The 23,042-nt window shown below is 54.6% G+C and carries 26 protein-coding genes and 1 other RNA gene; 17 read left to right on the top strand and 10 right to left on the bottom strand.

All coding sequences use genetic code 11. The features are described 5' to 3' along the window. Positions 1-21 precede the first annotated feature (21 nt). Positions 22-383: a transfer-messenger RNA gene (gene ssrA, locus NR195_RS15910) on the bottom strand. A gap of 43 nt (positions 384-426) precedes the next feature. Further along, positions 427-909, bottom strand: coding sequence for an SsrA-binding protein SmpB (gene smpB, locus NR195_RS15905; protein WP_010257694.1), 483 nt, complete (start codon positions 907-909; stop codon positions 427-429). A 158-nt stretch (positions 910-1,067) separates the two neighbouring features. Here smpB and NR195_RS15900 point away from each other — a divergent pair, with 158 nt between their 5' ends. Both NR195_RS15900 and NR195_RS15895 read left to right on the top strand, forming a co-directional pair. Further along, positions 1,068-1,502 carry a type II toxin-antitoxin system RatA family toxin gene (locus tag NR195_RS15900; protein WP_009088627.1) on the top strand — a complete coding sequence of 145 codons (435 nt, stop codon included), beginning with the start codon at positions 1,068-1,070 and terminating at the stop codon, positions 1,500-1,502. Next, positions 1,495-1,788 (top strand): RnfH family protein, encoded by a 294-nt coding sequence (locus tag NR195_RS15895; RefSeq protein ID WP_033778631.1) that lies wholly within the window; start codon positions 1,495-1,497, stop codon positions 1,786-1,788. Before NR195_RS15900 ends, NR195_RS15895 begins: the two co-directional genes overlap by 8 nt. A 95-nt stretch (positions 1,789-1,883) precedes the next feature. Here the strand turns inward: NR195_RS15895 and bamE are convergent, their stop codons facing one another. The 3 genes from bamE to nadK all read right to left on the bottom strand — a co-directional run bounded on the left by bamE (position 1,884) and on the right by nadK (position 5,042). Beyond that, on the bottom strand, positions 1,884-2,231 hold the full coding sequence (bamE, locus tag NR195_RS15890) for an outer membrane protein assembly factor BamE (RefSeq protein WP_010672176.1): 348 nt from the start codon (positions 2,229-2,231) through the stop codon (positions 1,884-1,886). A 186-nt stretch (positions 2,232-2,417) separates the two neighbouring features. After that, positions 2,418-4,079 carry a DNA repair protein RecN gene (recN, locus tag NR195_RS15885; protein ID WP_039389657.1) on the bottom strand — a complete coding sequence of 554 codons (1,662 nt, stop codon included), beginning with the start codon at positions 4,077-4,079 and terminating at the stop codon, positions 2,418-2,420. Positions 4,080-4,163: 84 nt separating this feature from the next. Beyond that, a complete protein-coding gene (nadK, locus tag NR195_RS15880) occupies positions 4,164-5,042 on the bottom strand; it encodes an NAD(+) kinase (RefSeq protein WP_256844706.1) in 879 nt (292 codons plus the stop codon). A 122-nt stretch (positions 5,043-5,164) separates the two neighbouring features. On the opposite strand from nadK, the gene grpE reads away from it, so the two are divergent. Further along, positions 5,165-5,746, top strand: a complete 582-nt coding sequence (gene grpE, locus NR195_RS15875) for a nucleotide exchange factor GrpE (RefSeq protein WP_010257683.1) — start codon at positions 5,165-5,167, stop codon at positions 5,744-5,746. Positions 5,747-5,805: 59 nt separating this feature from the next. Here the strand turns inward: grpE and ung are convergent, their stop codons facing one another. Further along, positions 5,806-6,486 carry a uracil-DNA glycosylase gene (gene ung / locus NR195_RS15870; protein WP_010257681.1) on the bottom strand — a complete coding sequence of 227 codons (681 nt, stop codon included), beginning with the start codon at positions 6,484-6,486 and terminating at the stop codon, positions 5,806-5,808. Positions 6,487-6,728: 242 nt separating this feature from the next. Between ung and grcA the strand changes: the two genes are divergently transcribed. Further along, entirely contained in the window at positions 6,729-7,112 is a 384-nt protein-coding gene (gene grcA / locus NR195_RS15865) for an autonomous glycyl radical cofactor GrcA (protein ID WP_010257678.1), read from the top strand. Between the two features lie 217 nt (positions 7,113-7,329). Here the strand turns inward: grcA and srmB are convergent, their stop codons facing one another. After that, positions 7,330-8,658, bottom strand: a complete 1,329-nt coding sequence (srmB, locus tag NR195_RS15860; RefSeq protein ID WP_256844705.1) for an ATP-dependent RNA helicase SrmB — start codon at positions 8,656-8,658, stop codon at positions 7,330-7,332. A 165-nt stretch (positions 8,659-8,823) separates the two neighbouring features. Between srmB and NR195_RS15855 the strand changes: the two genes are divergently transcribed. After that, positions 8,824-9,573 (top strand): tRNA1(Val) (adenine(37)-N6)-methyltransferase, encoded by a 750-nt coding sequence (locus NR195_RS15855; RefSeq protein WP_010257673.1) that lies wholly within the window; start codon positions 8,824-8,826, stop codon positions 9,571-9,573. Here NR195_RS15855 and nadB read toward each other — a convergent pair. Then, positions 9,558-11,177, bottom strand: coding sequence for an L-aspartate oxidase (gene nadB, locus NR195_RS15850; RefSeq protein WP_372340764.1), 1,620 nt, complete (start codon positions 11,175-11,177; stop codon positions 9,558-9,560). The two genes, NR195_RS15855 and nadB, sit on opposite strands and share 16 nt — an antisense overlap. 414 nt (positions 11,178-11,591) lie before the next feature. Between nadB and rpoE the strand changes: the two genes are divergently transcribed. From rpoE to acpS, 11 genes are all read left to right on the top strand, one after another. Then, positions 11,592-12,170: an RNA polymerase sigma factor RpoE gene (rpoE, locus tag NR195_RS15845; RefSeq protein WP_010257669.1), complete on the top strand. Its 579-nt coding sequence runs from the start codon at positions 11,592-11,594 to the stop codon at positions 12,168-12,170. A 27-nt stretch (positions 12,171-12,197) separates the two neighbouring features. Further along, on the top strand, positions 12,198-12,851 hold the full coding sequence (rseA, locus tag NR195_RS15840) for an anti-sigma-E factor RseA (protein ID WP_010257667.1): 654 nt from the start codon (positions 12,198-12,200) through the stop codon (positions 12,849-12,851). Beyond that, positions 12,851-13,807: a sigma-E factor regulatory protein RseB gene (rseB, locus tag NR195_RS15835; RefSeq protein WP_022624108.1), complete on the top strand. Its 957-nt coding sequence runs from the start codon at positions 12,851-12,853 to the stop codon at positions 13,805-13,807. The genes rseA and rseB overlap by 1 nt, the downstream gene beginning before the upstream one ends. Next, a complete protein-coding gene (gene rseC, locus NR195_RS15830; RefSeq protein ID WP_010257664.1) occupies positions 13,804-14,268 on the top strand; it encodes a SoxR-reducing system protein RseC in 465 nt (154 codons plus the stop codon). The genes rseB and rseC overlap by 4 nt, the downstream gene beginning before the upstream one ends. 218 nt (positions 14,269-14,486) lie before the next feature. After that, complete coding sequence (lepA, locus tag NR195_RS15825) at positions 14,487-16,286, top strand: translation elongation factor 4 (RefSeq protein WP_010257661.1); 1,800 nt, start codon at positions 14,487-14,489, stop codon at positions 16,284-16,286. A gap of 9 nt (positions 16,287-16,295) precedes the next feature. After that, positions 16,296-17,270 carry a signal peptidase I gene (gene lepB / locus NR195_RS15820; RefSeq protein WP_010257658.1) on the top strand — a complete coding sequence of 325 codons (975 nt, stop codon included), beginning with the start codon at positions 16,296-16,298 and terminating at the stop codon, positions 17,268-17,270. 131 nt (positions 17,271-17,401) lie between these two features. Next, entirely contained in the window at positions 17,402-18,082 is a 681-nt protein-coding gene (gene rnc, locus NR195_RS15815) for a ribonuclease III (protein ID WP_010257656.1), read from the top strand. 142 nt (positions 18,083-18,224) lie between these two features. Then, entirely contained in the window at positions 18,225-19,130 is a 906-nt protein-coding gene (gene era, locus NR195_RS15810; RefSeq protein WP_010257653.1) for a GTPase Era, read from the top strand. A 4-nt stretch (positions 19,131-19,134) separates the two neighbouring features. Further along, a complete protein-coding gene (recO, locus tag NR195_RS15805) occupies positions 19,135-19,863 on the top strand; it encodes a DNA repair protein RecO (RefSeq protein WP_010257651.1) in 729 nt (242 codons plus the stop codon). A 72-nt stretch (positions 19,864-19,935) separates the two neighbouring features. Continuing rightward, positions 19,936-20,667 carry a pyridoxine 5'-phosphate synthase gene (gene pdxJ / locus NR195_RS15800; RefSeq protein WP_010257647.1) on the top strand — a complete coding sequence of 244 codons (732 nt, stop codon included), beginning with the start codon at positions 19,936-19,938 and terminating at the stop codon, positions 20,665-20,667. Next, a complete protein-coding gene (gene acpS, locus NR195_RS15795) occupies positions 20,667-21,047 on the top strand; it encodes a holo-ACP synthase (RefSeq protein WP_010257645.1) in 381 nt (126 codons plus the stop codon). Before pdxJ ends, acpS begins: the two co-directional genes overlap by 1 nt. Here acpS and NR195_RS15790 read toward each other — a convergent pair. Further along, the gene (locus NR195_RS15790) at positions 21,044-21,292 is read right to left on the bottom strand and encodes a YfhL family 4Fe-4S dicluster ferredoxin (RefSeq protein WP_010671305.1); all 249 of its coding nucleotides are present in this window, start codon (positions 21,290-21,292) and stop codon (positions 21,044-21,046) included. The genes acpS and NR195_RS15790 overlap by 4 nt on opposite strands. Positions 21,293-21,347: 55 nt before the next feature. Next, positions 21,348-22,187 carry a MurR/RpiR family transcriptional regulator gene (locus NR195_RS15785; protein WP_256844703.1) on the bottom strand — a complete coding sequence of 280 codons (840 nt, stop codon included), beginning with the start codon at positions 22,185-22,187 and terminating at the stop codon, positions 21,348-21,350. 154 nt (positions 22,188-22,341) lie between these two features. Here NR195_RS15785 and yfhb point away from each other — a divergent pair, with 154 nt between their 5' ends. Further along, complete coding sequence (yfhb, locus tag NR195_RS15780) at positions 22,342-22,980, top strand: phosphatidylglycerophosphatase C (protein WP_010257641.1); 639 nt, start codon at positions 22,342-22,344, stop codon at positions 22,978-22,980. The last annotated feature ends 62 nt before the right edge of the window (positions 22,981-23,042 follow it).

The raw sequence follows: 23,042 nt of genomic DNA, 5'->3' as shown, positions 1-23,042 counted from the left end.
GGTAACCATCAACCAAGAATTTGGTGGAGCTGGCGGGAGTTGAACCCGCGTCCGAAATTACTACACCGTCGGCACTACATGCTTAGTCAGTTTTTACATTCGCCGGTTAGCTGCGAACAGACACGCCACTAACAGACTAGCCTGATTGGATTTAACGCTTCAACCCCAGGCAAGGCATCCACGCGATCTCTTTTGGGTTTGACTTCTCTTGATCCCCGTCTTAAGAGCGGAAGCTAGGGAGAGAAGGCTCTAAGCAGGTTATTAAGCTGCTAGTGCGTAGTTTTCGTCGTTTGCGACTATTTTTTTGCGGCTTTTTACGAGGCAAACCGCCCCTCGGCATGCTCCTAAGGCTTCACAATCCCGTCGAGTCCAGAATCAGCCCCAGAACTTCAAATACTAACAACAAAACAACTCAAAATCCAGTGCTTAACGCTTTGAATTCTTCATGATACGTGCTTTGTCTAATTGCCATTCGCGGTCTTTGATATCATCGCGCTTGTCGTGCTCTTTTTTACCGCGTGCAACACCAATCTTCAGTTTGCACCAGGCGTTCTTCCAGTACAGCGACAGCGCCACAATGGTGTAGCCTTCGCGGTTGACGCGGCCATACAGGGAGTCGAGTTCACGTTGCTTCAGCAGCAGCTTACGGCTGCGCGTTGGGTCACAGACCACGTGACTGGAGGCAACGGCTAAGGGTTGAAAGGTTGAACCGAACAGAAAGGCTTCGCCATCGCGCAGCAGAATATAGCTGTCGCTGATGTTGGCTTTACCAGCACGAAGTGACTTAACTTCCCATCCTTGTAACGACAATCCCGCTTCGTACTCCTCTTCAATGAAGTACTCGTGACGGGCGCGTTTGTTCATGGCAACAGTGGCAGAACCGGGTTTGTGTGCTTTTTTCTTTGTCATAGTGCGGCGTATTTTACATCACTTAGTCGGTTATCGCATCCCCAGTCCAGCGGGGCGGCAGGAAACGGGATATTCTAGCACACCCTCACTCGGGGACATTTTTGTTTAATCGCTGAAAATGCTATTATTCAGCGGTTTCGTGATGAACAGGAACCATTATGGCTCAGATTAGTCGTTCGGCGCTGGTCCCGTTTAGTGCCGGGCAGATGTACAAACTTGTAAATGATGTGGATGCCTATCCGCAATTCCTGCCGGGTTGCACCGGAAGCCGCGTGCTGGATGCGTCAGAGAATCAGATGACTGCGTCCGTGGATGTGTCGAAAGCGGGCATCAGCAAGACATTTACCACCCGCAATACCCTGACAGATAACCAGAGCATTCATATGCAACTGGTTGATGGACCGTTCCGCAAGCTGACCGGCGGCTGGAAGTTCGTCTCGCTGGGCGATGACGCCTGCAAGGTTGAATTAAGCCTGGAGTTTGAATTCACCAACATGCTGGTAGAGATGGCCTTTGGCCGTATCTTCAAAGAGCTTGCCAACAGCATGGTGCAGGCTTTCACTCAGCGTGCCAAAGAGGTCTACAGTGCCTGAGATCTCCGTTGAGGTGGTCTACGCCTTACCTGAAAAACAGTATCAGCTTTACGTGAAAGTGGAGCAGGGCAGCACGGTAGAGCAGGCCATCGAAAAGTCAGGGCTACTGGAACTGCGTCGGGAGATTGACCTCACCAGTAACAAAGTCGGCATCTACAGTCGGCCAGTGAAGCTGGGTGATGAGGTTAATGAGGGCGATCGTATTGAGATCTATCGTCCGCTGATTGCCGATCCCAAAGAGCTGCGCCGTCAGCGCGCAGAGCGTGCGGCAGAAAGCAAAAAATAAGTCGCTATCCCTTCAGACTCAGTGGATAGCGGGCATAAAAAAAGGCGCTCAGTGCGCCTTTTTGCTGTCTGTCGTTTAAACGGTCTTACGTTCAATCAGTCGCTGTTTCTGGCCAGATTCTGCTTATTGTCGATGTTAGTCAGAACACCGTTACCATCAAAGTTCAGTGTCAGCGTCTGCTGCTTCACGCGCTCATGACCTGGCTCCTGACGGAACACGTAATACCATACGTTGCTGCCAAACGGGTCTTTCATCATCGGCGTACCGAGGGTGTAAGCCACCTGTTGCTGTGTCATACCGGTATGGATCTTGGCTACGTCGTTAGCTACCAGATAGTTACCCTGGTTGATATCAGGACGATAGACCACGCGCTCTAAGGTGGAACATCCGGCGGTCATCATCAACATTACTACTGCCGCGGCAGTCAGCGTTTTACAGCGCATCTATACATTCCTTTTCCGGGGCCAAACGCCTTTTACAGGCGGTTTTCTTGCCATCAAAATCTGAACTCTGCCTGCGGCAGGCTTTATTACTTTGGCGACATAAGTGCCGATGATAATAAACCTTTTCGCTATTGGAAACCTCTACAGAGCAAGCTTATGACCCCAGCCGGTTAAAAAAGTGCGCTGCTATGCGGCTAAAAGTTCTTTTGCGTTGGCCAGGGTATTGCGTGTGACCTCGCTGCCACCCAGCAGTCGTGCCAGTTCCTGCAGACGTGCACGCTTGTCCAGTGGCTGCATATGGGTCTCGGTCATCGCACCATCGGTCTCTTTGCTGACATAAAAATGCTGATGACCACAACCGGCAACCTGCGGCAGGTGGGTTACGCACATCACCTGAGTCGATTCGCCCAGCTGACGCAACAGTTTACCCACCACGGCGGCGGTCGGGCCGCTGATGCCGACATCCACTTCATCGAAAATCATCGCCGGCGTTTCCATTTTCTTCGCGGTGATGACCTGAATCGCCAGGGCGATACGTGACAATTCACCGCCCGAAGCGACTTTGCCCAGCGGCTGCAGTGGCTGACCTGGGTTAGTCGTCACCTGGAAATCGACGCGGCTCGCACCGTCTGCGGTCAGCTGATCCGGATTAAAGGTCAGCGCGATTTTAAACTGGCCATGCGGCATTGAGAGCAGATGCATACTCTGGGTAATCAGCAGCTGCAACTCATCGGCATAGTGGCTGCGCTGCTGATGCAGCTGCTCTGCGCTTTGCAGCGCGGCCTGATAGTGTTCACCCACCAGTGATTGCAGGCTCTCCTGATCGCTCTCATGCTGAGACAGCAGTTCCGCTTCCGCCAGCAGTTGCTGATGCAGTTCAGGCAGCCCTTCAGGAGTGACGTGATGCTTACGGGCTAAAGCAATCTGGCGCGAAATACGCTGTTCCAGTTCGTACAGGCGGTTAGGGTCCAGATCGAGGCTGTCGCAGTAGTGGCGCAGCTCATCGCTGGCTTCGCTCAGCTGAATCGCCGCCTCTTCCAGCAGGTTGTGAACGCCGTTCAGCTTCTCATCCAGTGAGGTCAGTTCTGAAATCATCTCACGTGCGCTGTAGAGCAGGCTGTTGAGATTATTGTCATCGCTGTCTGCTAACAGTTGCAGTGCCTGCTGGCTGGTCGACAGCAGCTGTCCGCTGTTGGCCAGACGCTTATACTCTTCGTCGATCTGCTCATATTCACCCTGCTGCGGAGCGAAGTCGTTCAGCTCTTTCAACTGATACTGCAACAGCTCGCGGCGGGATTCGCGCTCCTGCGCTTGCTGTTGATGCAGCGCCAGGGTGCGGCAGCTCTGATGCCAGGTCTGATAGCTGGCGCGCATTTGCTGCAGCAGATCGTCGTGACCGGCATAGGCATCCAGCAGATGTTTCTGGTGGTCTGGTTTGAGCAGAAGCTGATGGGCATGCTGGCCGTGGATCTGAATCAGCAACTGGCCGAGATCGCGCAACTGAGAGAGCGGCACCGCCGTGCCATTGATAAAGCCGCGGGAACGTCCGTCAGCGCTGATAACCCGGCGCAGCAGACATTCGTTGCCGTCATCCAGATGATTATCAATCAGCCAGCGCTGAGCAGAAGGGGAGGACTTAAGCTGGAAGCGGGCGCAGAGGTCGGCCCGGCTGGCACCCTGACGCACCATGTCGGCATCAGCACGACCACCCAGGCATAATCCCAGCGCATCAATCGCGATAGACTTACCGGCACCGGTCTCACCAGTGATTGCTGTCATGCCGCGTTGAAAATCAATGTCGAGCTCACGAACGATAGCGAAATTACTGATGGTCAGTTGGGCCAGCATAGGTTCACCTGTATGAATAAACACATATGGTTTTTCATACAGTATAAACTGGTTTTTTATCCAGTAAAGAGGAGAGGCCGCATTTCAGAACAATTTTTTTGACCAGCCCAGCTTTGAACTCAGCGTATTGAAATAGCTGTAGTTTTTGGGGTGAATCAGGTTCAGGTGGTTGCTGCTGCGTCGAATCAGTACATCCTCGCCTTCCTGTATCGGCAGCGCAATCTGGCTGTCACAGCTGATTTCCAGGTCGCTGCGACGCGAGGAAAAGCGCAAACGGATGGTACTGCTGCTGTTGATGACCAGTGGCCGCGCTGACAGCGTATGCGGGAACATCGGCACCAGCACGATTGCTTCGAGTGACGGCGTCAGAATCGGGCCGCCCGCAGAGAGTGAATAGGCGGTCGAGCCGGTGGGTGTCGAAATAATCAGCCCATCCGAGCGCTGGGAGAAGGCGAACACTTCATCAATGTAGACTTCAAATTCGATCATGTGCGCGACTTTGCCGGGATGCAGCACCACTTCGTTGATAGCGGAGCCAATGCGCGGCGAGCAGTCAGATTTGCACACCTGCGCTTCCAGCAGAAAGCGGCTTTCGACGAAATAGTTGCCCTGTAGCACCTCATCCAGCTGCTGCTGCGCATTATCCGGATCAAGATCGGTGAGAAAGCCGAGATTACCGCGGTTAATCCCAATCACTTTAATGTCGTAGCGCGCCAGCACCCGCGCTGCGCCCAGCATATTGCCATCACCGCCCACCACGACCGCTAAATCGGCATGCTGACCAATCTCCGCCAGCGTGCCCGTCTGTACGTCGTGAAGCGACAGCTCCTGCGCAATTTGCTTCTCAACGATCACTTGATAACCTTTGGCTGTCAGCCAGCGCCAGAGCATCTCATGCGTGGTTAACGCGGTGGGATGGCGCGGATGACCCACAATACCAATGCAGTTAAAGTGTTTGTTCATCTGGTCGGTGTTCCTTATAAGCCAAAACGGTAAGGCAATGTGATAGGTTCCCTTGAATCCGTCATACCAATCCCCATAATAAGCCAACCAGCGAAATGAATGTGCAAAACGCGGAGAAATTCATGAGTAGTAAAGAACAGAACACCCCAAACGAGCAAGTCTCAGACGAAATTCAGCAGGATCAGCAGCAACCTCAGGAAGCGGAGACAGCGGCAGAGGTGGATCCGCGTGATGAGCGTATTGCTCAGCTCGAAGCTGAATTAGCGCAGTCGCAGACCGGTGTGCGCGATGCCCAGCTGCGTGCGCAGGCAGAGATTGAGAACATTCGTCGTCGTGCCGAGATGGACGTTGAGAAGGCGCACAAATTTGCGCTGGAGAAGTTTGCCAACGAACTGCTGCCGGTAATCGACAGCCTCGAACGTGCGCTGGAAGTGGCGAACAAAGAGGACCCACAGCTGGCTTCGATGATTGAAGGGATTGAACTGACCCTGAAAGGCCTGCTGGGCGCCGTGCGTAAATTCGGTGTTGAAGTGGTCGGCGAAACCGGCGTGCCGTTTAACCCGGAAGTGCATCAGGCGATGTCGATGATGGAGTCTGAAGAGTTTGAGCCAAACCATGTCATGCTGGTCATGCAGCGTGGCTATACGCTGAATGGTCGCCTGCTGCGCCCGGCGATGGTTGCGGTTTCCAAAGCGAAAAGCTGATTCAACGCCTGAATCCCGTTACACGGCCGCGCACTGACGCGGCCGTGTGCTTTCTGGCGTCAGTCAGGTAAAACCGGCGTCCAGTCCACCGGCTTTTTACCGGCAGCGCTCAGCAGTTCATTGGTTGTTGAAAAGTGTTTGCAGCCGAAAAAGCCACGGTGGGCGGAGAGCGGCGAGGGATGCGGTGCCTGCAACACGTGATGGCGCTGGCGATCGATAATGCTGCCTTTTTTCTGCGCATGTGAACCCCACAGCAGAAAAATCACCCCTTCACAGTGCTGGTTAATCGCCGCAATCACATTATCCGTAAAGGTCTCCCAGCCAAATCGCGCATGGGAATGCGCTTTGCCCGCCTCAACTGTCAACACGGTGTTCAGCAACATCACGCCCTGTTTTGCCCAGCTCTCAAGAAAGCCGTGATTGGGCTTCTGAAAGCCTGGAATATCCTGCATCAGCTCTTTATAGATATTCTGCAGAGAGGGCGGCACCTGGACGCCAGGCAGTACCGAGAAGGCCAGGCCGTGCGCCTGATGAGGCCCGTGATAGGGATCCTGACCGAGTATCACGACGTTGACGTCGCCCAGCTCCGTCAGGCGAAAGGCGTTGAACACATCTTTCTGCGGCGGATAGACCGTGACACCTGCGGCGCGTTGATCGGCGACCTGCTTCAGCGTCTCGATAAAATAGGGTTTCTCTTTCTCTTCAGCCAGCACGTCGTGCCAGGTCAGCTTTTCAGCCATGTTTAACTCCCTTAACGTTAGTGCCATAAGCTTAGCGGTTCCTGCCGCTGACCTGAAGGCAAAAATAATTTGAATAATACAAATTAAGTTTAGGTGACAGGGGTATTGAGATCAACGGGTTAGCTTAAAAGCGGTCGGAATGCCTGATTAATATTGATACAGGTCAAAGCTGTACGAAATCAAAGGTGATATACCGGGGCCTCAAATTTGATTTATCCACGTATTACCCGGGAGACGCAATCATGATCACTGGTATCCAGATCACTCAATCAAACAATTCACAACTACTGAACTCCTTCTGGCTGCTGGACGAAGAGAAAGCCGAAGCGCGTTGCCTGTGTGCAAAAGCGGGCTACGAAGAAGATCAGGTTGTCGCCATCAGCGAACTGGGCGAATTCGCTTTCCGCGAAGTGCCGGTTGAAATCAAACCTCAGGTACGTGTTGAAGGTGGACAGCATCTGAACGTCAACGTTCTGCGTCGCGAAACGCTGGAAGATGCAGTTAAACATCCTGAAAACTATCCGCAGCTGACTATCCGTGTTTCAGGCTATGCCGTGCGTTTTAACTCACTGACGCCTGAGCAGCAGCGCGACGTCATTACCCGTACCTTTACTGAAAGTCTTTAAGCAGCCTGAGTTATCGGCTGCTGAAAATTAGCGCAAAGCGCACACAGCAATTTTTATTAATATTATGAAGAAGATAAACAGTTAACTGCCCGGCACGCTGATGCCAGTGTCATGAAGAAAGCGCTCTGGCAGATAAAAGATTGTGAAAGGGCTGTTACTGATTATCAGATAAAAAAAATCGCCTCCTGTGAGGCGATTTTTTTATAGCTGCGATGATTTATTCCGCATTCTCGTTAGCTGGCGTACTGCCGCTTGCCTTGCGGCGTTTGCCGACATTTTTGGCATCACGATGGCGTTTTTTCACACGCGGTTTTTCTGTTTCACTGGCTTTCTGCTCTGCGCGCTTCGCCAGAACCTTTTTCGACGGTTTACCGGTCGTTTTGGCACTTGGCGCCCGCGTCTCAGGACGCAGCTCATCAATCACGCGCGCTTTGATCGGCTCGTTCACATAGCGGGTGATTTTGCCCAGCAGCACAAAATCGTGCGCTTCAACCAGTGAGATGGCGATGCCTTTACGGCCCGCACGACCGGTACGCCCGATGCGGTGCAGATAGGTATCAGCGGTGCGCGTCATGTCATAGTTGAAGACGTGACTGACATCTTCAACGTCAATGCCGCGCGCGGCGATATCCGTCGCAACCAGCACGTTAACGCGGCCTTCACTCAGACGTTTAATCGCTTCGTTACGCTTTGCCTGCACCATTTCGCCTTCAAGATAGCTGCTACGAATCCCCGCTTCGTGCAACCAGCTCACCAGCTCATGCAGACGTTCACGCTTACGCACGAAGACGATGCTGCGCGTCACATCCGGCTGTTTCAGCAGATGGATCAGTAATTTGGTCTTATGCTGCAGATCGTCAGCGCGGTAGTACCACTGCTGGATCTTTTTGCGCTCACGGCGGCTTGGGTCCGCTTCCAGCTCAACCGGATCGTTCAGCAGACGCTCGGCGAAGTCACGGATATTGTCGCCTTCCAGCGTGGCAGAGAACAGCAGGGTTTGCTTGCGCCAGCGCGTTTCAGCCGCGATGGTTTCGATATCCTGGGCAAAGCCCATATCGAGCATGCGGTCCGCTTCATCCAGCACCAGGGTTTCTACTGCGCGGCAGTCAAAGTTCTCTTCTTTGATGTACTGCAGCAGACGGCCGGTGGTGGCGACCACGATGTCCTGGTTTTCGCTGAACACTTCGGCATGGTTCATATAAGCCACGCCGCCAGTGATGGTGGCGATGTCCAGATGGGTATGTTTCGCCAGCTCACGCGCATGATCGGCGACCTGCATCGCCAGTTCGCGGGTCGGGGTCACAATCAGGATGCGTGGCGGGCCAGATTTCTTACGCGGAAAATCAAGGAGGTGCTGCAACGCCGGTAACAGATACGCGGCGGTTTTCCCGGTCCCTGTAGGTGCCGAACCCAGAACGTCACGGCCCTCCAGCGCGGGCGGAATTGCAGCAGCCTGGATCACTGTTGGGCGCGTAAAGCCTTTTTCCTGCAACGCTAGTAGCAGGCTTTCGTCGAGTTCGAGTTCGGAAAATGTGGTTACTGTCATGGTCTACCTCAGTTTGGGGCGCTGATTATAGACAGATCAGACTGAATCTTCATCTGTTAATCCGTTTCGGCTGCGCCTGGGGTTGTCTGCCGCGTGAATTCCCTCTGTTGTCACGTTACACTCATGCGCTGCCGTACGGCAGGAAAAAAACGATGGTAGTGACGAATGATGCAGGATAAGCCGCGTGAACGGCCACAGTTAAACAAGAACGGTTTTACCTTTAAACAATTTTTTGTCGCGCACGATCGCTGTGCGATGAAAGTGGGCACCGATGCCATTCTGCTTGGGGCCTGGGCGCCGGTTGCCGGGGTAAAACGTATTCTGGATATTGGCAGCGGCAGCGGGCTTATCGCGCTGATGCTGGCGCAGCGCACGCCGTCGCCGGTCAACATCGATGCGGTTGAGTTAGAACCGCAAGCCGCGCTTCAGGCGCAGGAGAATGTGCAGCAGTCGCCGTGGCCTGAACGTATTCAGGTTCATCAGCGTGATATCGCCGACTGGGCTGAACAGTGCGATAAACGTTACTCGCTAATCGTCAGCAATCCGCCTTATTTTGCACCTGGCGTGGCCTGTTCTACTGCGGCACGGGACAGCGCCCGTGCGACTGCCTCGCTCGATCATCAGACACTGTTGCGCAGTGCTGCATTACTGATTGAAGAAGAGGGGATGTTCTGCGTGGTGCTGCCCACCGCGACCGGCCAGGAATTCATCGCCCTGGCGCAGGCGGATGGCTGGCATCTGCGTTTCCGGCTGGACGTGGCGGAATATGCCCATCGTCCGCCGCACCGCGTCCTGCTGGGGCTGTCGCCGCAGGCCGGGGAAACCCTGCTGGAGCGCCTTGCTATCCGCACGCCGGACACCCGCTATTCTGATGAGTGGTGTAGTCTGACGCGGGAGTTCTACCTTTTTATGTAGTCCGGCGGCCTCAGGATGGTTGGCCGCGCCTCGGGCAGTAAATCCGGGTAGTCGCGGATATAGTGCAGGCCGCGACTCTCTTTTCGCTCCAGCGCACAGCGCACCATCAGGTCAGCGACCTGCACCAGATTCCGTAGCTCCAGCAGGTTATTGGAGAGGCGGAAATGACGATAATATTCATCGATCTCCTGCTGAAGCAGGTTGATGCGACGCAGCGCCCGCTCCAGCCGCCGGGTCGTGCGGACGATTCCCATGTAATCCCACATGAATAATCGCAGCTCGTGCCAGTTATGCTGGATCACCACGCGCTCATCGGCGTCATCGACCTGACTTTCATCCCATGCGGGTAGCGCAGTAACGGCTTCGATGGCGGGCAGGGTGCGAATCAGCTCCTCTGCGGCGGACCAGCCATACACCAGACACTCCAGCAGCGAATTGGATGCCATGCGGTTAGCGCCATGCAGGCCGGTATAACTCACCTCACCGATGGCATAGAGGCCACTGACGTCGGTCTGGCCGTGCTGATCAACGACCACGCCGCCACAGGTATAGTGCGCGGCAGGCACAATCGGGATGGGTTCTTTGGTGAGGTCAAAGCCAAAGGTCAGCAACTTCTCATAGATCATCGGGAAGTGCGCGCGAACAAACTCCTCAGGCTGGTGGCTGATGTCCAGATACATACAGTCAACGCCCAGCCGCTTCATCTCATGATCGATGGCCCGGGCGACGATATCGCGCGGGGCGAGTTCGGCGCGCTCATCAAAATCGGGCATGAAACGGCTGCCATCGGGACGCAACAGCCAGGCACCTTCTCCGCGTAACGCTTCGGTTAACAGGAAATTCTGCGCCTGCGGATGAAACAGGCAGGTCGGGTGGAACTGGTTAAATTCCAGATTGGCAACCCGGCAGCCGGCACGCCAGGCCATCGCGATCCCGTCACCGGAGGCGATGTCGGGGTTAGTCGTATATTGATAGACCTTGGCGGCACCACCGGTTGCAACCACCACGGCCCGTGCCCGACAGGTTTCCACCTGTTCGCGATTACGGTTCCAGATCCACGCGCCTACTACACGGCGTGGGCCTGGCAGGCCGATTTTATCTGAAAGAATCAGATCGACCGCGTTGGTGCGTTCCAGTATCCGGATATTGGGATGGCTCAACGCCTGGCTAACCAGCGTCGTTTCAACCGCATGGCCGGTGGCGTCAGCGCTGTGCAGGATACGTCGATGACTGTGGCCGCCTTCCCGCGTCAGGTGATAACGCATGTCGCCGGCCGCCTGCGGATCGAGATCAAAGGCGACACCGTTGTCGATCAGCCACTGCACGCAATGCCGGGCATTACTGGCGATAAACGAGACGGCTTCACGGTTGCATAATCCTGCTCCGGCAATCAGCGTATCTTCGATGTGCGACTCGATACTGTCAGTCTCATCAAATACCGCAGCAATACCGCCCTGGGCATAAAGGGTTGACCCCTCATTGACCTGCGCTTTACTGAGAACTGTCACCTGATACTGTTTTGCCAGCCGCAATGCCAGCGACAGGCCAGCAGCACCGCTGCCCACAATGAGTACATCACACTGATAATCCGGGTTCGCATTCATCATAATGTTTAATTTACTAAACAAGAATAGGGCTGAGCATAAGCGCAATGGGGGTTGCTGTGAAGTATTTTAAACATCTGGCGCAGGTTTTTGTCTGATGATTTCCCAAAGTTACTTAATATCAGTGAGTTAAAACCGGACTGCTTTTGGCGCGGTTTTTTATAGCAAACTTATTAAACCTAAAGGATTTAATGATGAAAAAGCTGTTGTCATAGGTTACTCTGCCTGCGATTTACGCTCCTTACACTGAACGAAAACGAAGAACCTGTGTAATGTCCATCGGAGCGGTAAATATCAGGGCGAGAAGTGAACTTCGCACCACATCACAACTCTAAGCGCATGCTTGCTCAGAACCATGAGATGTGCTGGCAGTTACTTTATGCGTATGAAAAATTTGGGGAGACATTACCTCGGATGAGCGAGCAGTTGACGGACCAGGTCCTTGTCGAGCGCGTACAGAAGGGAGATCAAAAAGCTTTCAACTTACTGGTGATTCGTTACCAGCATAAAGTGGCGAGCCTGGTTTCACGCTATGTTCCCTCGGGCGACGTACCTGATGTAGTACAGGAATCGTTTATTAAAGCGTATCGCGCACTGGATTCATTCCGGGGCGATAGCGCGTTTTATACCTGGCTGTACCGCATTGCGGTAAATACAGCGAAAAATTACCTGGTTGCTCAGGGGCGTCGTCCGCCATCCAGCGATGTGGATGCTATTGACGCAGAAAATTTCGAAAGTGCGGGTGCATTAAAAGAAATTTCGAACCCTGAGAACTTAATGTTGTCAGAAGAATTGAAACAAATTGTCTTTCGTACCATCGAGGCGCTACCCGAGGACTTGCGTATGGCAATCACCCTCAGGGAACTGGACGGTCTGAGTTATGAAGAGATCGCCGTCATTATGGATTGCCCGGTAGGCACTGTTCGATCACGTATCTTTCGTGCGCGAGAGGCCATTGATAACAAAGTTCAACCGCTTATCCAACGTCAGTGATAACGGCTACTGGAAGGGTACATAGGCATGCAGAAAGAAAAACTTTCCGCTTTAATGGATGGTGAGACCTTAGATAACGAGCTGTTTTCCGCCTTGTCTAAGGACGCAGAATTACAGAAAAGCTGGGCAAGCTATCATCTCATTCGCGATACCATGCGCGGTGATGTGGGCGATGTCCTGCATTTTGATATTTCTGCGCGCGTCGCTGCTGCCATCGAAAAAGAACCGTTGCGTACGGTTACAACGCTGATCCCTGAAGCTCAGCCAGAACCTTCCCGCTGGGAAAAAATGCCGTTCTGGAAAAAAGCGCGCCCGTGGGCTGCGCAACTGACCCAGGTCGGTGTCGCTGCCTGTGTTTCACTGGCCGTGATCGTAGGCGTTCAGCACTATAACCAGCCAGAGGGCAGCGCCACGCAGACCTCTGACTCTCCGGTGTTCAACACGATGCCGATGATGGGCAAAGCGTCTCCGGTGAGCCTGGGCGTGCCGTCTGATGCATTTGACACCAACAGTTCTAACCAGCAGGTTCAGGACCAGCGTCGTCGCGTAAATGCCATGCTGCAGGATTACGAACTGCAACGTCGCCTGCACGCTGACCAGCTGCAGTTTGAAACCACTGCGCCAAAACAGGCGCAGGTTGATGTTCCCGGAAATCAATCATTAGGACAGCAACAGCAGTAATGAAGCCGCTTTGGTATGCTGTTAGCCTGCTGACAGGCAGCCTGTTGTGGTCATCTGCCGCCCCGGCGCAACCTTCTGCGTCCGGGGCGCTATTGCAGCAGATGGAGCAGGCAAGTCAGAACCTCAACTACGAATTCGCCTATATCAACGTCTCCCGCATCGGCATCGAATCGCTGCGTTATCGTCATGCTGTAATCGATAACCGGATATTCGCGCAGCTGTTGCAGATGGACGGGCCACGTCGGGAAGTGATCCAGCGCGGCAACGATATCAGTTACTTCGAACCCGGCCTCGATCCCTTTTCGCTCCCCGGCAATCACATTATCGATGCTTTGCCGTCGGTGATTTTTGCTGACTTCACCAAGCTCGCTACAGCCTATGATTTTATTACCGTAGGCCGCTCGCGCATTGCCGATCAGATGTGTGATGTGTTGCGCATCGTTTCACGCGATGGCACCCGTTACAGCTATGTGGTCTGGCTGGATGTGGACACCAAGCTGCCGCTGCGCATCGACCTGCTCGATCGTGACGGCGAAACGCTGGAGCAGTTCCGCGTCATCAGCTTTGCGGTGGACGAAGGGGTGCGCAATCTGATGAAGGGTCTGGAGAAAGCCAATCTGCCTCCGTCGCTATCGGTGCCGAAAGGGGATGCGGTTACGCTCACCTGGCAGCCAGGCTGGATACCTGCCGGTATGTCGCTGGTGTCGCAGAATCGCCGCACGCTACCCGGTCTGAATAAAAATATGGAATCGAAGCTCTACAGCGATGGCCTGTTTAGTTTCGCGATCAACGTGACGCCGGCCGATAAAACCAGCACAACGCAGACATTGCGCACTGGGCGTCGTACGGTCCAGACCGTTGTGCGCAATAATAACGAAATAGCGGTGATCGGCGAATTACCGCCCTCGACCGCAAAACGTATTGCGGACAGCATCGACCTGGGGTCACAAAAATGATGAGAGAATGGGCCACCGTGGTGGCATGGCAGGATGGCATCGCCACGCTGCACACCGAAGCTAAAACCTCCTGTAACAGCTGCCAGGCACGTAAAGGTTGTGGCAGCCATATGCTGAATAAGCTCGGTCCGAAGAATGCCCACGTGATGCAAATCGCCAGCAGCAAGCCGCTGCAGCCGGGGCAGCGGATCGAACTCGGTATCAAAGAGAGCAGCCTGCTGGGTTCAGCGCTGCTGGTCTACATGACGCCGCTGTTTGGCCTGTTCCTGGTTTCCGGGCTGTTTCAGGCGCTGTTCAGCAGCGATCTGGCCGCCGCCTGCGGTGCGCTGCTGGGCGGTATCGGGGGTTTTATTGTCGCCAAAGGCGTTTCAATGAAATTCGGCGATCGGGAAGCCTTTCAGCCGGTCATTCTGAACATCGCCTTGCCTCCCGATGCGCTGCGTGTTGAAAGCGAAGCGTAACGCACGTCCAGGCCGCGCATCCCGCGGCCTTTGTCTGTTCTGCCTCGCGCAGATATCTGTTTCGCTTCCACCACGTTCCATTCTTTTATGCGCGGCGTTAACAGTGTAATATGCGTCGTCATTAATGAGGCTGACAGGATTGTGGGTAAAGAGCGATCTTCCTGAATGTGTCTGTGCTCAGGTTTTCAACTGAATTTTAAGCGAAGATATCCCAATAAATGAAGCACATAAGAAATTTCTCCATCATCGCTCATATCGACCATGGCAAATCTACGCTCTCTGACCGCCTGATTCAGATTTGCGGCGGCCTCACCGCTCGTGAAATGGCTGCGCAGGTTCTTGACTCTATGGATCTGGAGCGCGAGCGTGGCATCACCATCAAAGCACAGAGCGTCACACTCGATTATCACGCGAAAGACGGCCAAACTTACCAGCTCAATTTCATCGATACCCCAGGCCACGTAGACTTCTCCTATGAAGTTTCCCGCTCACTGGCCGCCTGCGAAGGCGCGCTGCTGGTGGTGGATGCCGGTCAGGGTGTTGAAGCGCAGACACTGGCGAACTGCTACACCGCGATGGAGATGGATCTGGAAGTGGTGCCGGTTCTGAACAAAATTGACCTGCCCGCTGCCGATCCCGATCGCGCCGCGCAGGAAATTGAAGATATCGTCGGCATTGATGCAACTGATGCAGTGCGCTGCTCAGCCAAAACCGGCGTCGGCGTTCCGGAAGTGCTGGAACGCTTAGTGCGCGACATTCCGCCGCCAGAAGGCGATCCGGAAGCGCCGCTGCAGGCACTGATTATCGACTCCTGGTTCGATAACTACCTGGGTGTTGTTTCCCTGGTGCGCGTGAAAAACGGCACCATGCGCAAAGGCGACAAGATCAAAGTCCTGAGCACCGGCCAGGTTTATAACGCTGACCGCCTGGGTATCTTCACCCCGAAACGGGTTGATCGTAATGAGCTGAACTGCGGTGAAGTAGGCTGGCTGGTCTGCGCCATTAAAGATATCCTCGGCGCACCCGTGGGCGATACGCTGACTACCGCACGTAACCCAGCAGACAAAGCGCTGCCAGGCTTTAAAAAAGTGAAGCCACAGGTTTACGCTGGTCTGTTCCCAATCAGCTCTGACGACTATGAAGCGTTCCGTGATGCGCTCGGTAAGCTGAGCCTGAACGACGCCTCGCTGTTCTATGAGCCAGAAAGCTCAACGGCGCTGGGCTTTGGTTTCCGCTGCGGCTTCCTTGGTCTGCTGCACATGGAGATCATCCAGGAGCGTCTGGAGCGCGAATACGATCTCGATCTGATCACTACTGCACCGACGGTGGTGTATGAAGTCGTGACCACCAGCGGCGAAATCGTTCATGTCGACAGCCCATCCAAGCTGCCGGCACTGAACAATATCGAAGAGCTGCGTGAACCGATTGCCGAATGTCACATGCTGCTGCCACAAGAGTATCTGGGCAACGTCATCACGCTCTGTATTGAGAAGCGTGGCGTGCAGACCAACATGGTTTACCACGGCAATCAGGTGGCACTGACTTACGAAATTCCGATGGCTGAAGTGGTACTCGACTTCTTTGACCGTCTGAAATCAACCTCGCGCGGTTATGCCTCGCTGGATTACAACTTTAAACGTTTCCAGCCTTCAGACATGGTACGCGTCGACGTACTGATTAACTCTGAACGTGTGGATGCGCTGGCGCTGATTACTCACCGTGACAACGCGCCTTATCGCGGACGCGATCTGGTTGAGAAAATGAAAGAGCTCATCCCGCGTCAGCAGTTTGATATTGCGATTCAGGCTGCCATCGGTAACCACATTATCGCGCGTTCAACGGTGAAACAGCTGCGTAAAAACGTTCTCGCTAAGTGTTATGGCGGTGACGTCAGCCGTAAGAAGAAACTGTTGCAGAAGCAGAAAGATGGTAAGAAGCGAATGAAGCAGGTTGGTAACGTTGAGCTGCCACAGGAAGCGTTCCTCGCCATTCTGCATGTCGGTAAGGACAGCAAATAAGGATTTCCAATGGCTAATATGTTCGCCCTGATTCTGGCGATAGCGACGCTGATTACTGGCATCGTATGGGTAATTGATCGTTTTAAATGGGCACCCGCGCGTCGCGCGAAACAGGCTGAGGCTCAGGCCCAGACCGGTAACGCGCTCGACAGCAAAACGCTGGCGAAGGTCGCTGCAAAGCCAGGCTGGGTTGAAACCACCGCGTCTGTGTTCCCGGTGCTGGCTGTGGTTTTCATCGTGCGTTCGTTTATCTACGAACCGTTCCAGATTCCCTCTGGCTCGATGATGCCGACGCTGCTGATTGGTGACTTTATCCTGGTGGAGAAGTTTGCTTACGGCATCAAGGATCCGATCACCCAGACGACGCTGATCCCAACCGGTCAGCCGAAGCGCGGCGATATCGCGGTATTTAAATACCCGAAAGATCCGAGCCTGGATTACATTAAGCGCGTGATCGGCCTGCCGGGCGACAAAGTCATTTATGATCCTTACAGCAAAACGCTGACGGTGAAACCGACCTGCTCCGATGATAAAGCCTGTGACACAGCGTTAGCGGTAACTTACACCGACGTTGAGCCAAGCAACTTTGTTCAGACCTTTAGCGGCTTTGATGGCAACGAAACCGGCAACGGTTTTTATCAGGTGCCGCAGGGCGATACCCTGCGCGGTGGTTTGCGCCTGGGAACCCGCAAAGAGACAATCGGTAACGTGACGCATGACATTCTGCTGGTAAACGAAGCGCAGAGTCAGGCAGGCATGTATTATCAGCAGCCGGGTCAGCCGCAGGCGAGCTGGGTCGTGCCGAAAGGGCAATACTTCATGATGGGCGACAACCGTGATAACAGCGCCGACAGCCGCTACTGGGGCTTTGTCCCGGAGCGTAATCTGGTCGGTAAAGCGGTCGCTATCTGGATGAGCTTTGAGAAACAAGAAGGCCAGTGGCCAACCGGCGTGCGATTCAGTCGCATCGGTGGTATCCACTAACATTATTGTCTGATTAACAGGCAAATCGGGTGGCCTCCTCAGGGAGGCCACTGCACACCAAACGGAACGTGTTGGATTACCAGCCCCGTTTGGTATGCAGAGTCACAGACGCAACAAAGAACTGGAATCGCATGAACCCCATCCTGATTAACAAGCTTCAGCGCAAACTGGGCTACACTTTTACTCATTCGGAACTGTTACAGCAGGCCCTGACTCACCGCAGCGCCAGCAGTAAGCACAACGAACGCCTGGAATTTCTTGGCGATTCTATTCTTAGCTATGTGATTGCTAATGCCCTTTATCACCGCTTCCCGCGGGTTGATGAAGGTGACATGAGCCGCATGCGCGCCACGCTGGTGCGGGGCAACACGCTGGCTGAAATGGCACGCGAATTTGATCTTGGCGAGTGCCTGCGCCTGGGACCCGGTGAGCTGAAAAGCGGCGGTTTCCGTCGTGAATCGATCCTGGCGGATACGGTAGAAGCGCTGATTGGCGGTATCTTCCTCGACAGCAGTATCGAGCGGGTAGAGCAGCTGATCCTCGACTGGTATCAGACCCGCCTCGACGAAATCAGTCCTGGCGACAAACAAAAAGATCCGAAAACGCGCCTGCAGGAGTATCTGCAGGGACGTCATCTGCCGCTGCCAAGTTATCTGGTAGTGCAGGTACGTGGCGAAGCCCACGATCAGGAATTCACCATTCACTGTCAGGTGAGTGGCATGGCCGAGCCGGTTGTCGGCGTCGGCTCCAGCCGTCGTAAAGCTGAGCAGGCAGCGGCTGAACAGGCACTGATAAAATTAGGTCTTGAATAGATCTGTCGGGATGACAGTGCCGAAACCGGCACTGAACCATTAACCCGACACTCTATCCCGGCGTCAGAAGACGCTGAATGACACATGACTCAAATAGCACTCTTTCGGCGCCGCATCAGGCGCTGAACAATTCAGGACTCGAATGAGCGAAAACGTTACTTATTGCGGCTTTGTCGCGATTGTTGGCCGACCAAACGTCGGTAAATCCACCTTACTGAACCAGTTGCTGGGGCAGAAGGTGTCGATCACCTCGCGTAAGCCGCAAACCACGCGCCACCGCATCATGGGCATTCATACCGAAGGCGAATATCAGGCGATCTACGTCGATACCCCAGGTCTGCACATGGAAGAGAAGCGCGCCATTAACCGTCTGATGAACCGCGCAGCCAGCAGTTCTATTGGCGACGTTGAACTGGTGATTTTCGTGGTTGAAGGCACCCGCTGGACGCCCGATGATGAGATGGTATTGGGCAAACTGCGCGACAATAAAGTGCCGGTGGTGCTGGCGATCAATAAGGTCGATAACATCCAGGATAAAAGCATTCTGCTGCCGCATCTGCAGTTCCTGAGCCAGCAGATGAACTTCCTCGATATCGTACCTATTTCTGCTGAGAGCGGCAAAAACGTCGATACCATTGCGGCGATTACCCGCAAGCATCTGCCGCAGGCCGATCATCACTTCCCGGAAGATTACATCACCGACCGCTCACAGCGTTTCATGGCGTCAGAGATGATCCGTGAAAAACTGATGCGCTTCCTGGGGGCTGAACTGCCTTACTCCGTTACGGTTGAGATTGAGCGCTTCGTGACCAATGAACGTGGCGGTTACGATATACACGGTCTGATTCTGGTTGAGCGCGAAGGGCAGAAGAAGATGGTGATTGGCAACAAAGGCGCCAAAATCAAAGTCATCGGAACAGAAGCGCGCAGAGACATGGAAGAGATGTTCGAAGCGAAAGTGCATCTCGAACTGTGGGTGAAAGTGAAATCCGGCTGGGCAGATGACGAACGTGCGCTGCGCAGCCTGGGTTATACAGACGATCTCTGATTCAATGGAAGGCTGGCAACGCGCCTTTGTGCTGCATAGTCGCCCCTTCAGCGAAACCAGTCTGCTGCTCGACCTGTTCAGCGAAAGTGAAGGGCGGGTGCGGGTTCTGGCCAAGGGCGCACGTTCGCGGCGCTCGCAGCTGAAGGGGGCGTTACAGCCTTTTACCCCGCTGCTGGTTCGCTGGAGCGGGCGCGGGGAAGTCAAAACCCTGCGCAATGCCGAAGCGGTGTCGCTGGCTTTACCGCTCAGCGGCATCACGCTCTACTGCGGTCTCTACGTCAATGAGCTGGTCTCTCGCGTATTGCAGCAGGAATTCCCCTTCTCAGAACTCTTCTTCGACTATCTCAACTGCCTTCAGGCATTAGCCTCAACGCACGGCAAGCCCGAACCGGCACTGCGACGTTTTGAACTGGCGCTGCTCGGTCACCTGGGTTATGGCGTCGATTTCCTGCACTGCGCCGGCAGCGGCGAGCCGGTCAGCGACAACATGACGTACAGCTACCGCGAAGAGCGCGGCTTTATTGCCAGCCTGGTGGTCAATCAGCGTAGCTTTACCGGCCGCGAATTGCGCGCCCTGTGCGAGCGAGAGTTTCCCGATGCCGACACCCTGCGCGCCGCGAAGCGGTTTACCCGCATCGCCCTGAAGCCCTATCTTGGTGGCAAGCCGCTGAAGAGTCAGGAGCTGTTCCGCCAGTTTATTCCGAAGAAAAAGCCTGAACAGGCAGAAGAATAGCGCTGGTCGTACCGCCTGTTTCACTTTGCGCGGTACACTCAACATCACGATGAAAAAGAAGTGAGGATGGTCATGGCTGAGTTGCTGTTAGGCGTCAATATCGATCACATTGCTACGGTGCGTAACGCCCGTGGGACAAACTATCCCGATCCGGTGCAGGCGGCGTTTATCGCCGAGCAGGCGGGCGCAGACGGCATTACCGTGCACCTGCGCGAAGATCGCCGTCACATCACTGATCGCGACGTGCGTATCCTGCGTGACACTATCCAGACGCGGATGAATCTGGAGATGGCGGTCACCGATGAGATGATCGGCATCGCCTGTGATATCCAGCCCCATTTCTGTTGCCTGGTGCCGGAAAAGCGTCAGGAAGTGACCACTGAAGGCGGGCTGGATGTGGCGGGGCAGCAGGAGAAGATGAACGCGGCCGTACGACTGCTGAGTGACGCAGGCATTCTGGTTTCGCTGTTTATCGATGCCGATCACCGTCAGATTGAAGCGGCCGTGGCCAGCGGCGCGCCTTACATCGAAATCCATACCGGCGCTTACGCCGAAGCACCAGAGGGACTGGCGCGTGACGCTGAGCTGGCGCGTATCCGTCACGCCGCGACCTTTGCCGCCAGCCTGGGACTGAAGGTCAATGCCGGTCACGGTCTGACCTACCACAACGTGCTGCCGATTGCGGCGCTGCCGGAAATGCATGAGCTGAATATCGGCCATGCGATTATTGGTCGTGCGGTGATGAGTGGCCTGCCGGATGCGGTCAAAGAGATGAAGCAACTGCTGCGTGAAGCCCGTCGCTGATGGCTATTCTGGGACTGGGTACGGACATCGTTGAGATTGAACGTATCGCCGGGGTGATTGAACGCTCCGGCGACCGGCTGGCGCGGCGGGTGCTGAGCGAAGCCGAATGGCAGCAATATCAGGCGCACAAACAGCCGGTGCGCTTTCTCTCTAAACGCTTTGCGGTAAAAGAGGCGGCGGCAAAAGCCTTTGGCACCGGCATTCGCGGTGGTCTGGCATTTAATCAGTTTGAAGTTTACAACGATGCGCTGGGAAAACCGGGATTACGCTTCTTTCAGCATGCCGCTGAAGTGGCAGAGAGGCTGGGCGTTAAACACGTTCACGTGACGCTGGCCGATGAGCGTCACTACGCCTGCGCCACGGTGATCATTGAAAGCTAGCCGTGCAGCAGCACGAACTTCTCCCACAGCGCATCACGTGATTCGGTGTGCTGTGGGTCAATGATGATGGTGTTGTCGATGGGGCATACCTGCTGACAGGTTGGCGTCTCATAGTGCCCGACACATTCCGTGCAGCGGCTGACATCAATCTCATAGATCGCATCGCCCAGTGAAATGGCCTGGTTCGGGCACTCCGGTTCACACATATCGCAGTTAATGCATCTGGACGTAATCAACAGCGCCATTTTACCCACCTGATAACAACAGAAAAAGCGCGGGTATTATACGCGCTGCAGCTGATCAGACCAGCTTTTTCACCAGCGCTTCGCTGTGGCGAATATGACTGGACGCGCGTTCCGGATCGTTTTGCACCAGCGCCATAAACAGCAGATCGGTCAGGGCCAGCTGCGCCGTGGTCGAGGAGATGGCCGCGCTGCGGGTACTCTGCTCTTCCGCCACCGTATAGAGACAGTAACTGGCGCTCTGCTGCAGCGTATTCGGCGTAAAACCGGTAAACGCCACCACATCGGCGCCTACCTGAACCGCCTCCTGCGCGGCCAGATTGATCTCCCGCCGTTCACCGGTGTAAGAGATGGCGAGCAGCACATCGCCGAGCCCCATCGCCTGCACACTGGCCAGCAGGGCGTGCATATCCTGCTCCGCCACCGCATTAATGCCGATCTTCATCAGCTTCCAGGAGAAGTCCTTCGCCACCAGACCCGAAGCGCCAATGCCTACCAGTAAAATACGCCGGGCATTTTTCAGCAGCTGTAACACATCGTTGAGTTTCTCTTCGCTGTTGATATCCAGCGTGGCGCGGATCGCCGAGAGTTTCTCCGTCAGCAGCTTCTCACCCACCATTTTAAGGGGATCGTCGCTGAGGATATGGTTATGCACGGTAATGGCATCTTTGTCCGCCAGTGACTCACTCAGAGCCAGCTTAAGCGCCGGAAAACCTTTGTATCCCAGTTTCTGAGCAAACTTCACCACGCTCGACTGGCTGACGCCAGACTCTTCCGCCAGCTTTTGCGAACTCAGGTGGCGCGCCCGATCGGGTTGCGACAGTAAAAAATCAGCCAGCCGACGCTCGTTCAATGCCAGACGTGGATAAAGCTGGCGAATGCGCAGCAATGAACTCATGCCCAATCCTCGTAATTCAGGGATAATCTGTGAAGAATAAACTATTCATCAGGCATTGTAGTCATCGGAATTAAAAATGACAGTCATCGCCGTAGCGCCTGATGATGGCTACACTACTCTTTATCATTCCAGAATCAGCCTGAAGGAGAGTTGTTTGACCAGGGGAACACAACGTCGCGTCGTATTTTTTGACCTGGATGGCACTTTGCACCAGCAGGACATGTTCGGCACTTTTATGCGCTATCTGCTGCGTCGCCGACCGCTTAATCTGCTGCTGGTGGTGCCGTTATTGCCGGTAGTAGGTATCGGCTTGCTGTTTAAAGGCCGGGCGGCACGCTGGCCCATGAGCCTGCTGCTCTGGTCTATTACTTTTGGCCGTTCTGAGCGGACGCTGCTGCAACTCGAAGCCGAATTTGCACAGTGGTTCCGCCTGCGCGTTAAAGCCTTTCCGGTGGTTCAGCAGCGTCTGACCGATTACCTCGGCAGTGATGATGCTGACGTCTGGCTCATCACCGGATCGCCACAGTCTCTGGTGGAGCAGGTCTATTACGACTCCGCGTTTCTGCCACGCGTGAAGCTGATTGCCAGTCAGATGCAGCGCGGCTGGGGCGGGCGGGTACTGGCAATGCGCTGCCTCGGCCATGAGAAAGTGGCACAGCTGGAAGAGAAAATCGGCACCCCGCTACAGCTCTACAGCGGCTATAGCGACAGCAAACAGGACAACCCGCTGCTGTTTTTCTGTCAGCATCGCTGGCGCGTAACACCCGCAGGTGAGCTGCAACAGCTGGAATAAGTTTCTAAAGGATCGGTGAGACCGCTATAATGCGCCGCTTTTCTGTCGCCCGGAGTGGTCAG

It is taken from the genome of Pantoea sp. Ft-CA_14, assembly GCF_024520875.1.
Taxonomy (GTDB): Bacteria; Pseudomonadota; Gammaproteobacteria; order Enterobacterales; family Enterobacteriaceae; genus Pantoea; species Pantoea agglomerans.
This window is presented reverse-complemented; position numbering and strand designations above follow the sequence as displayed.

What these genes read in the sequence shown, in the direction of transcription:
- NR195_RS15855 (WP_010257673.1), top strand. Translation starts at nt 8,824, where the DNA reads ATGATGCAGGATAAGCCGCGTGAACGGCCACAGTTAAACAAGAACGGT.
- recN (WP_039389657.1), bottom strand. Translation starts at nt 4,079, where the DNA reads ATGCTGGCCCAACTGACCATCAGTAATTTCGCTATCGTTCGTGAGCTC.
- pdxJ (WP_010257647.1), top strand. Translation starts at nt 19,936, where the DNA reads ATGGCTGAGTTGCTGTTAGGCGTCAATATCGATCACATTGCTACGGTG.
- era (WP_010257653.1), top strand. Translation starts at nt 18,225, where the DNA reads ATGAGCGAAAACGTTACTTATTGCGGCTTTGTCGCGATTGTTGGCCGA.
- rnc (WP_010257656.1), top strand. Translation starts at nt 17,402, where the DNA reads ATGAACCCCATCCTGATTAACAAGCTTCAGCGCAAACTGGGCTACACT.
- ung (WP_010257681.1), bottom strand. Translation starts at nt 6,486, where the DNA reads ATGGCTGAAAAGCTGACCTGGCACGACGTGCTGGCTGAAGAGAAAGAG.
- NR195_RS15900 (WP_009088627.1), top strand. Translation starts at nt 1,068, where the DNA reads ATGGCTCAGATTAGTCGTTCGGCGCTGGTCCCGTTTAGTGCCGGGCAG.
- nadB (WP_372340764.1), bottom strand. Translation starts at nt 11,177, where the DNA reads ATGAATGCGAACCCGGATTATCAGTGTGATGTACTCATTGTGGGCAGC.
- grcA (WP_010257678.1), top strand. Translation starts at nt 6,729, where the DNA reads ATGATCACTGGTATCCAGATCACTCAATCAAACAATTCACAACTACTG.
- NR195_RS15785 (WP_256844703.1), bottom strand. Translation starts at nt 22,187, where the DNA reads ATGAGTTCATTGCTGCGCATTCGCCAGCTTTATCCACGTCTGGCATTG.
- NR195_RS15790 (WP_010671305.1), bottom strand. Translation starts at nt 21,292, where the DNA reads ATGGCGCTGTTGATTACGTCCAGATGCATTAACTGCGATATGTGTGAA.
- lepA (WP_010257661.1), top strand. Translation starts at nt 14,487, where the DNA reads ATGAAGCACATAAGAAATTTCTCCATCATCGCTCATATCGACCATGGC.
- acpS (WP_010257645.1), top strand. Translation starts at nt 20,667, where the DNA reads ATGGCTATTCTGGGACTGGGTACGGACATCGTTGAGATTGAACGTATC.
- smpB (WP_010257694.1), bottom strand. Translation starts at nt 909, where the DNA reads ATGACAAAGAAAAAAGCACACAAACCCGGTTCTGCCACTGTTGCCATG.
- lepB (WP_010257658.1), top strand. Translation starts at nt 16,296, where the DNA reads ATGGCTAATATGTTCGCCCTGATTCTGGCGATAGCGACGCTGATTACT.
- rseA (WP_010257667.1), top strand. Translation starts at nt 12,198, where the DNA reads ATGCAGAAAGAAAAACTTTCCGCTTTAATGGATGGTGAGACCTTAGAT.
- nadK (WP_256844706.1), bottom strand. Translation starts at nt 5,042, where the DNA reads ATGAACAAACACTTTAACTGCATTGGTATTGTGGGTCATCCGCGCCAT.
- recO (WP_010257651.1), top strand. Translation starts at nt 19,135, where the DNA reads ATGGAAGGCTGGCAACGCGCCTTTGTGCTGCATAGTCGCCCCTTCAGC.
- grpE (WP_010257683.1), top strand. Translation starts at nt 5,165, where the DNA reads ATGAGTAGTAAAGAACAGAACACCCCAAACGAGCAAGTCTCAGACGAA.
- srmB (WP_256844705.1), bottom strand. Translation starts at nt 8,658, where the DNA reads ATGACAGTAACCACATTTTCCGAACTCGAACTCGACGAAAGCCTGCTA.
- rseC (WP_010257664.1), top strand. Translation starts at nt 13,804, where the DNA reads ATGATGAGAGAATGGGCCACCGTGGTGGCATGGCAGGATGGCATCGCC.
- rseB (WP_022624108.1), top strand. Translation starts at nt 12,851, where the DNA reads ATGAAGCCGCTTTGGTATGCTGTTAGCCTGCTGACAGGCAGCCTGTTG.
- bamE (WP_010672176.1), bottom strand. Translation starts at nt 2,231, where the DNA reads ATGCGCTGTAAAACGCTGACTGCCGCGGCAGTAGTAATGTTGATGATG.
- rpoE (WP_010257669.1), top strand. Translation starts at nt 11,592, where the DNA reads ATGAGCGAGCAGTTGACGGACCAGGTCCTTGTCGAGCGCGTACAGAAG.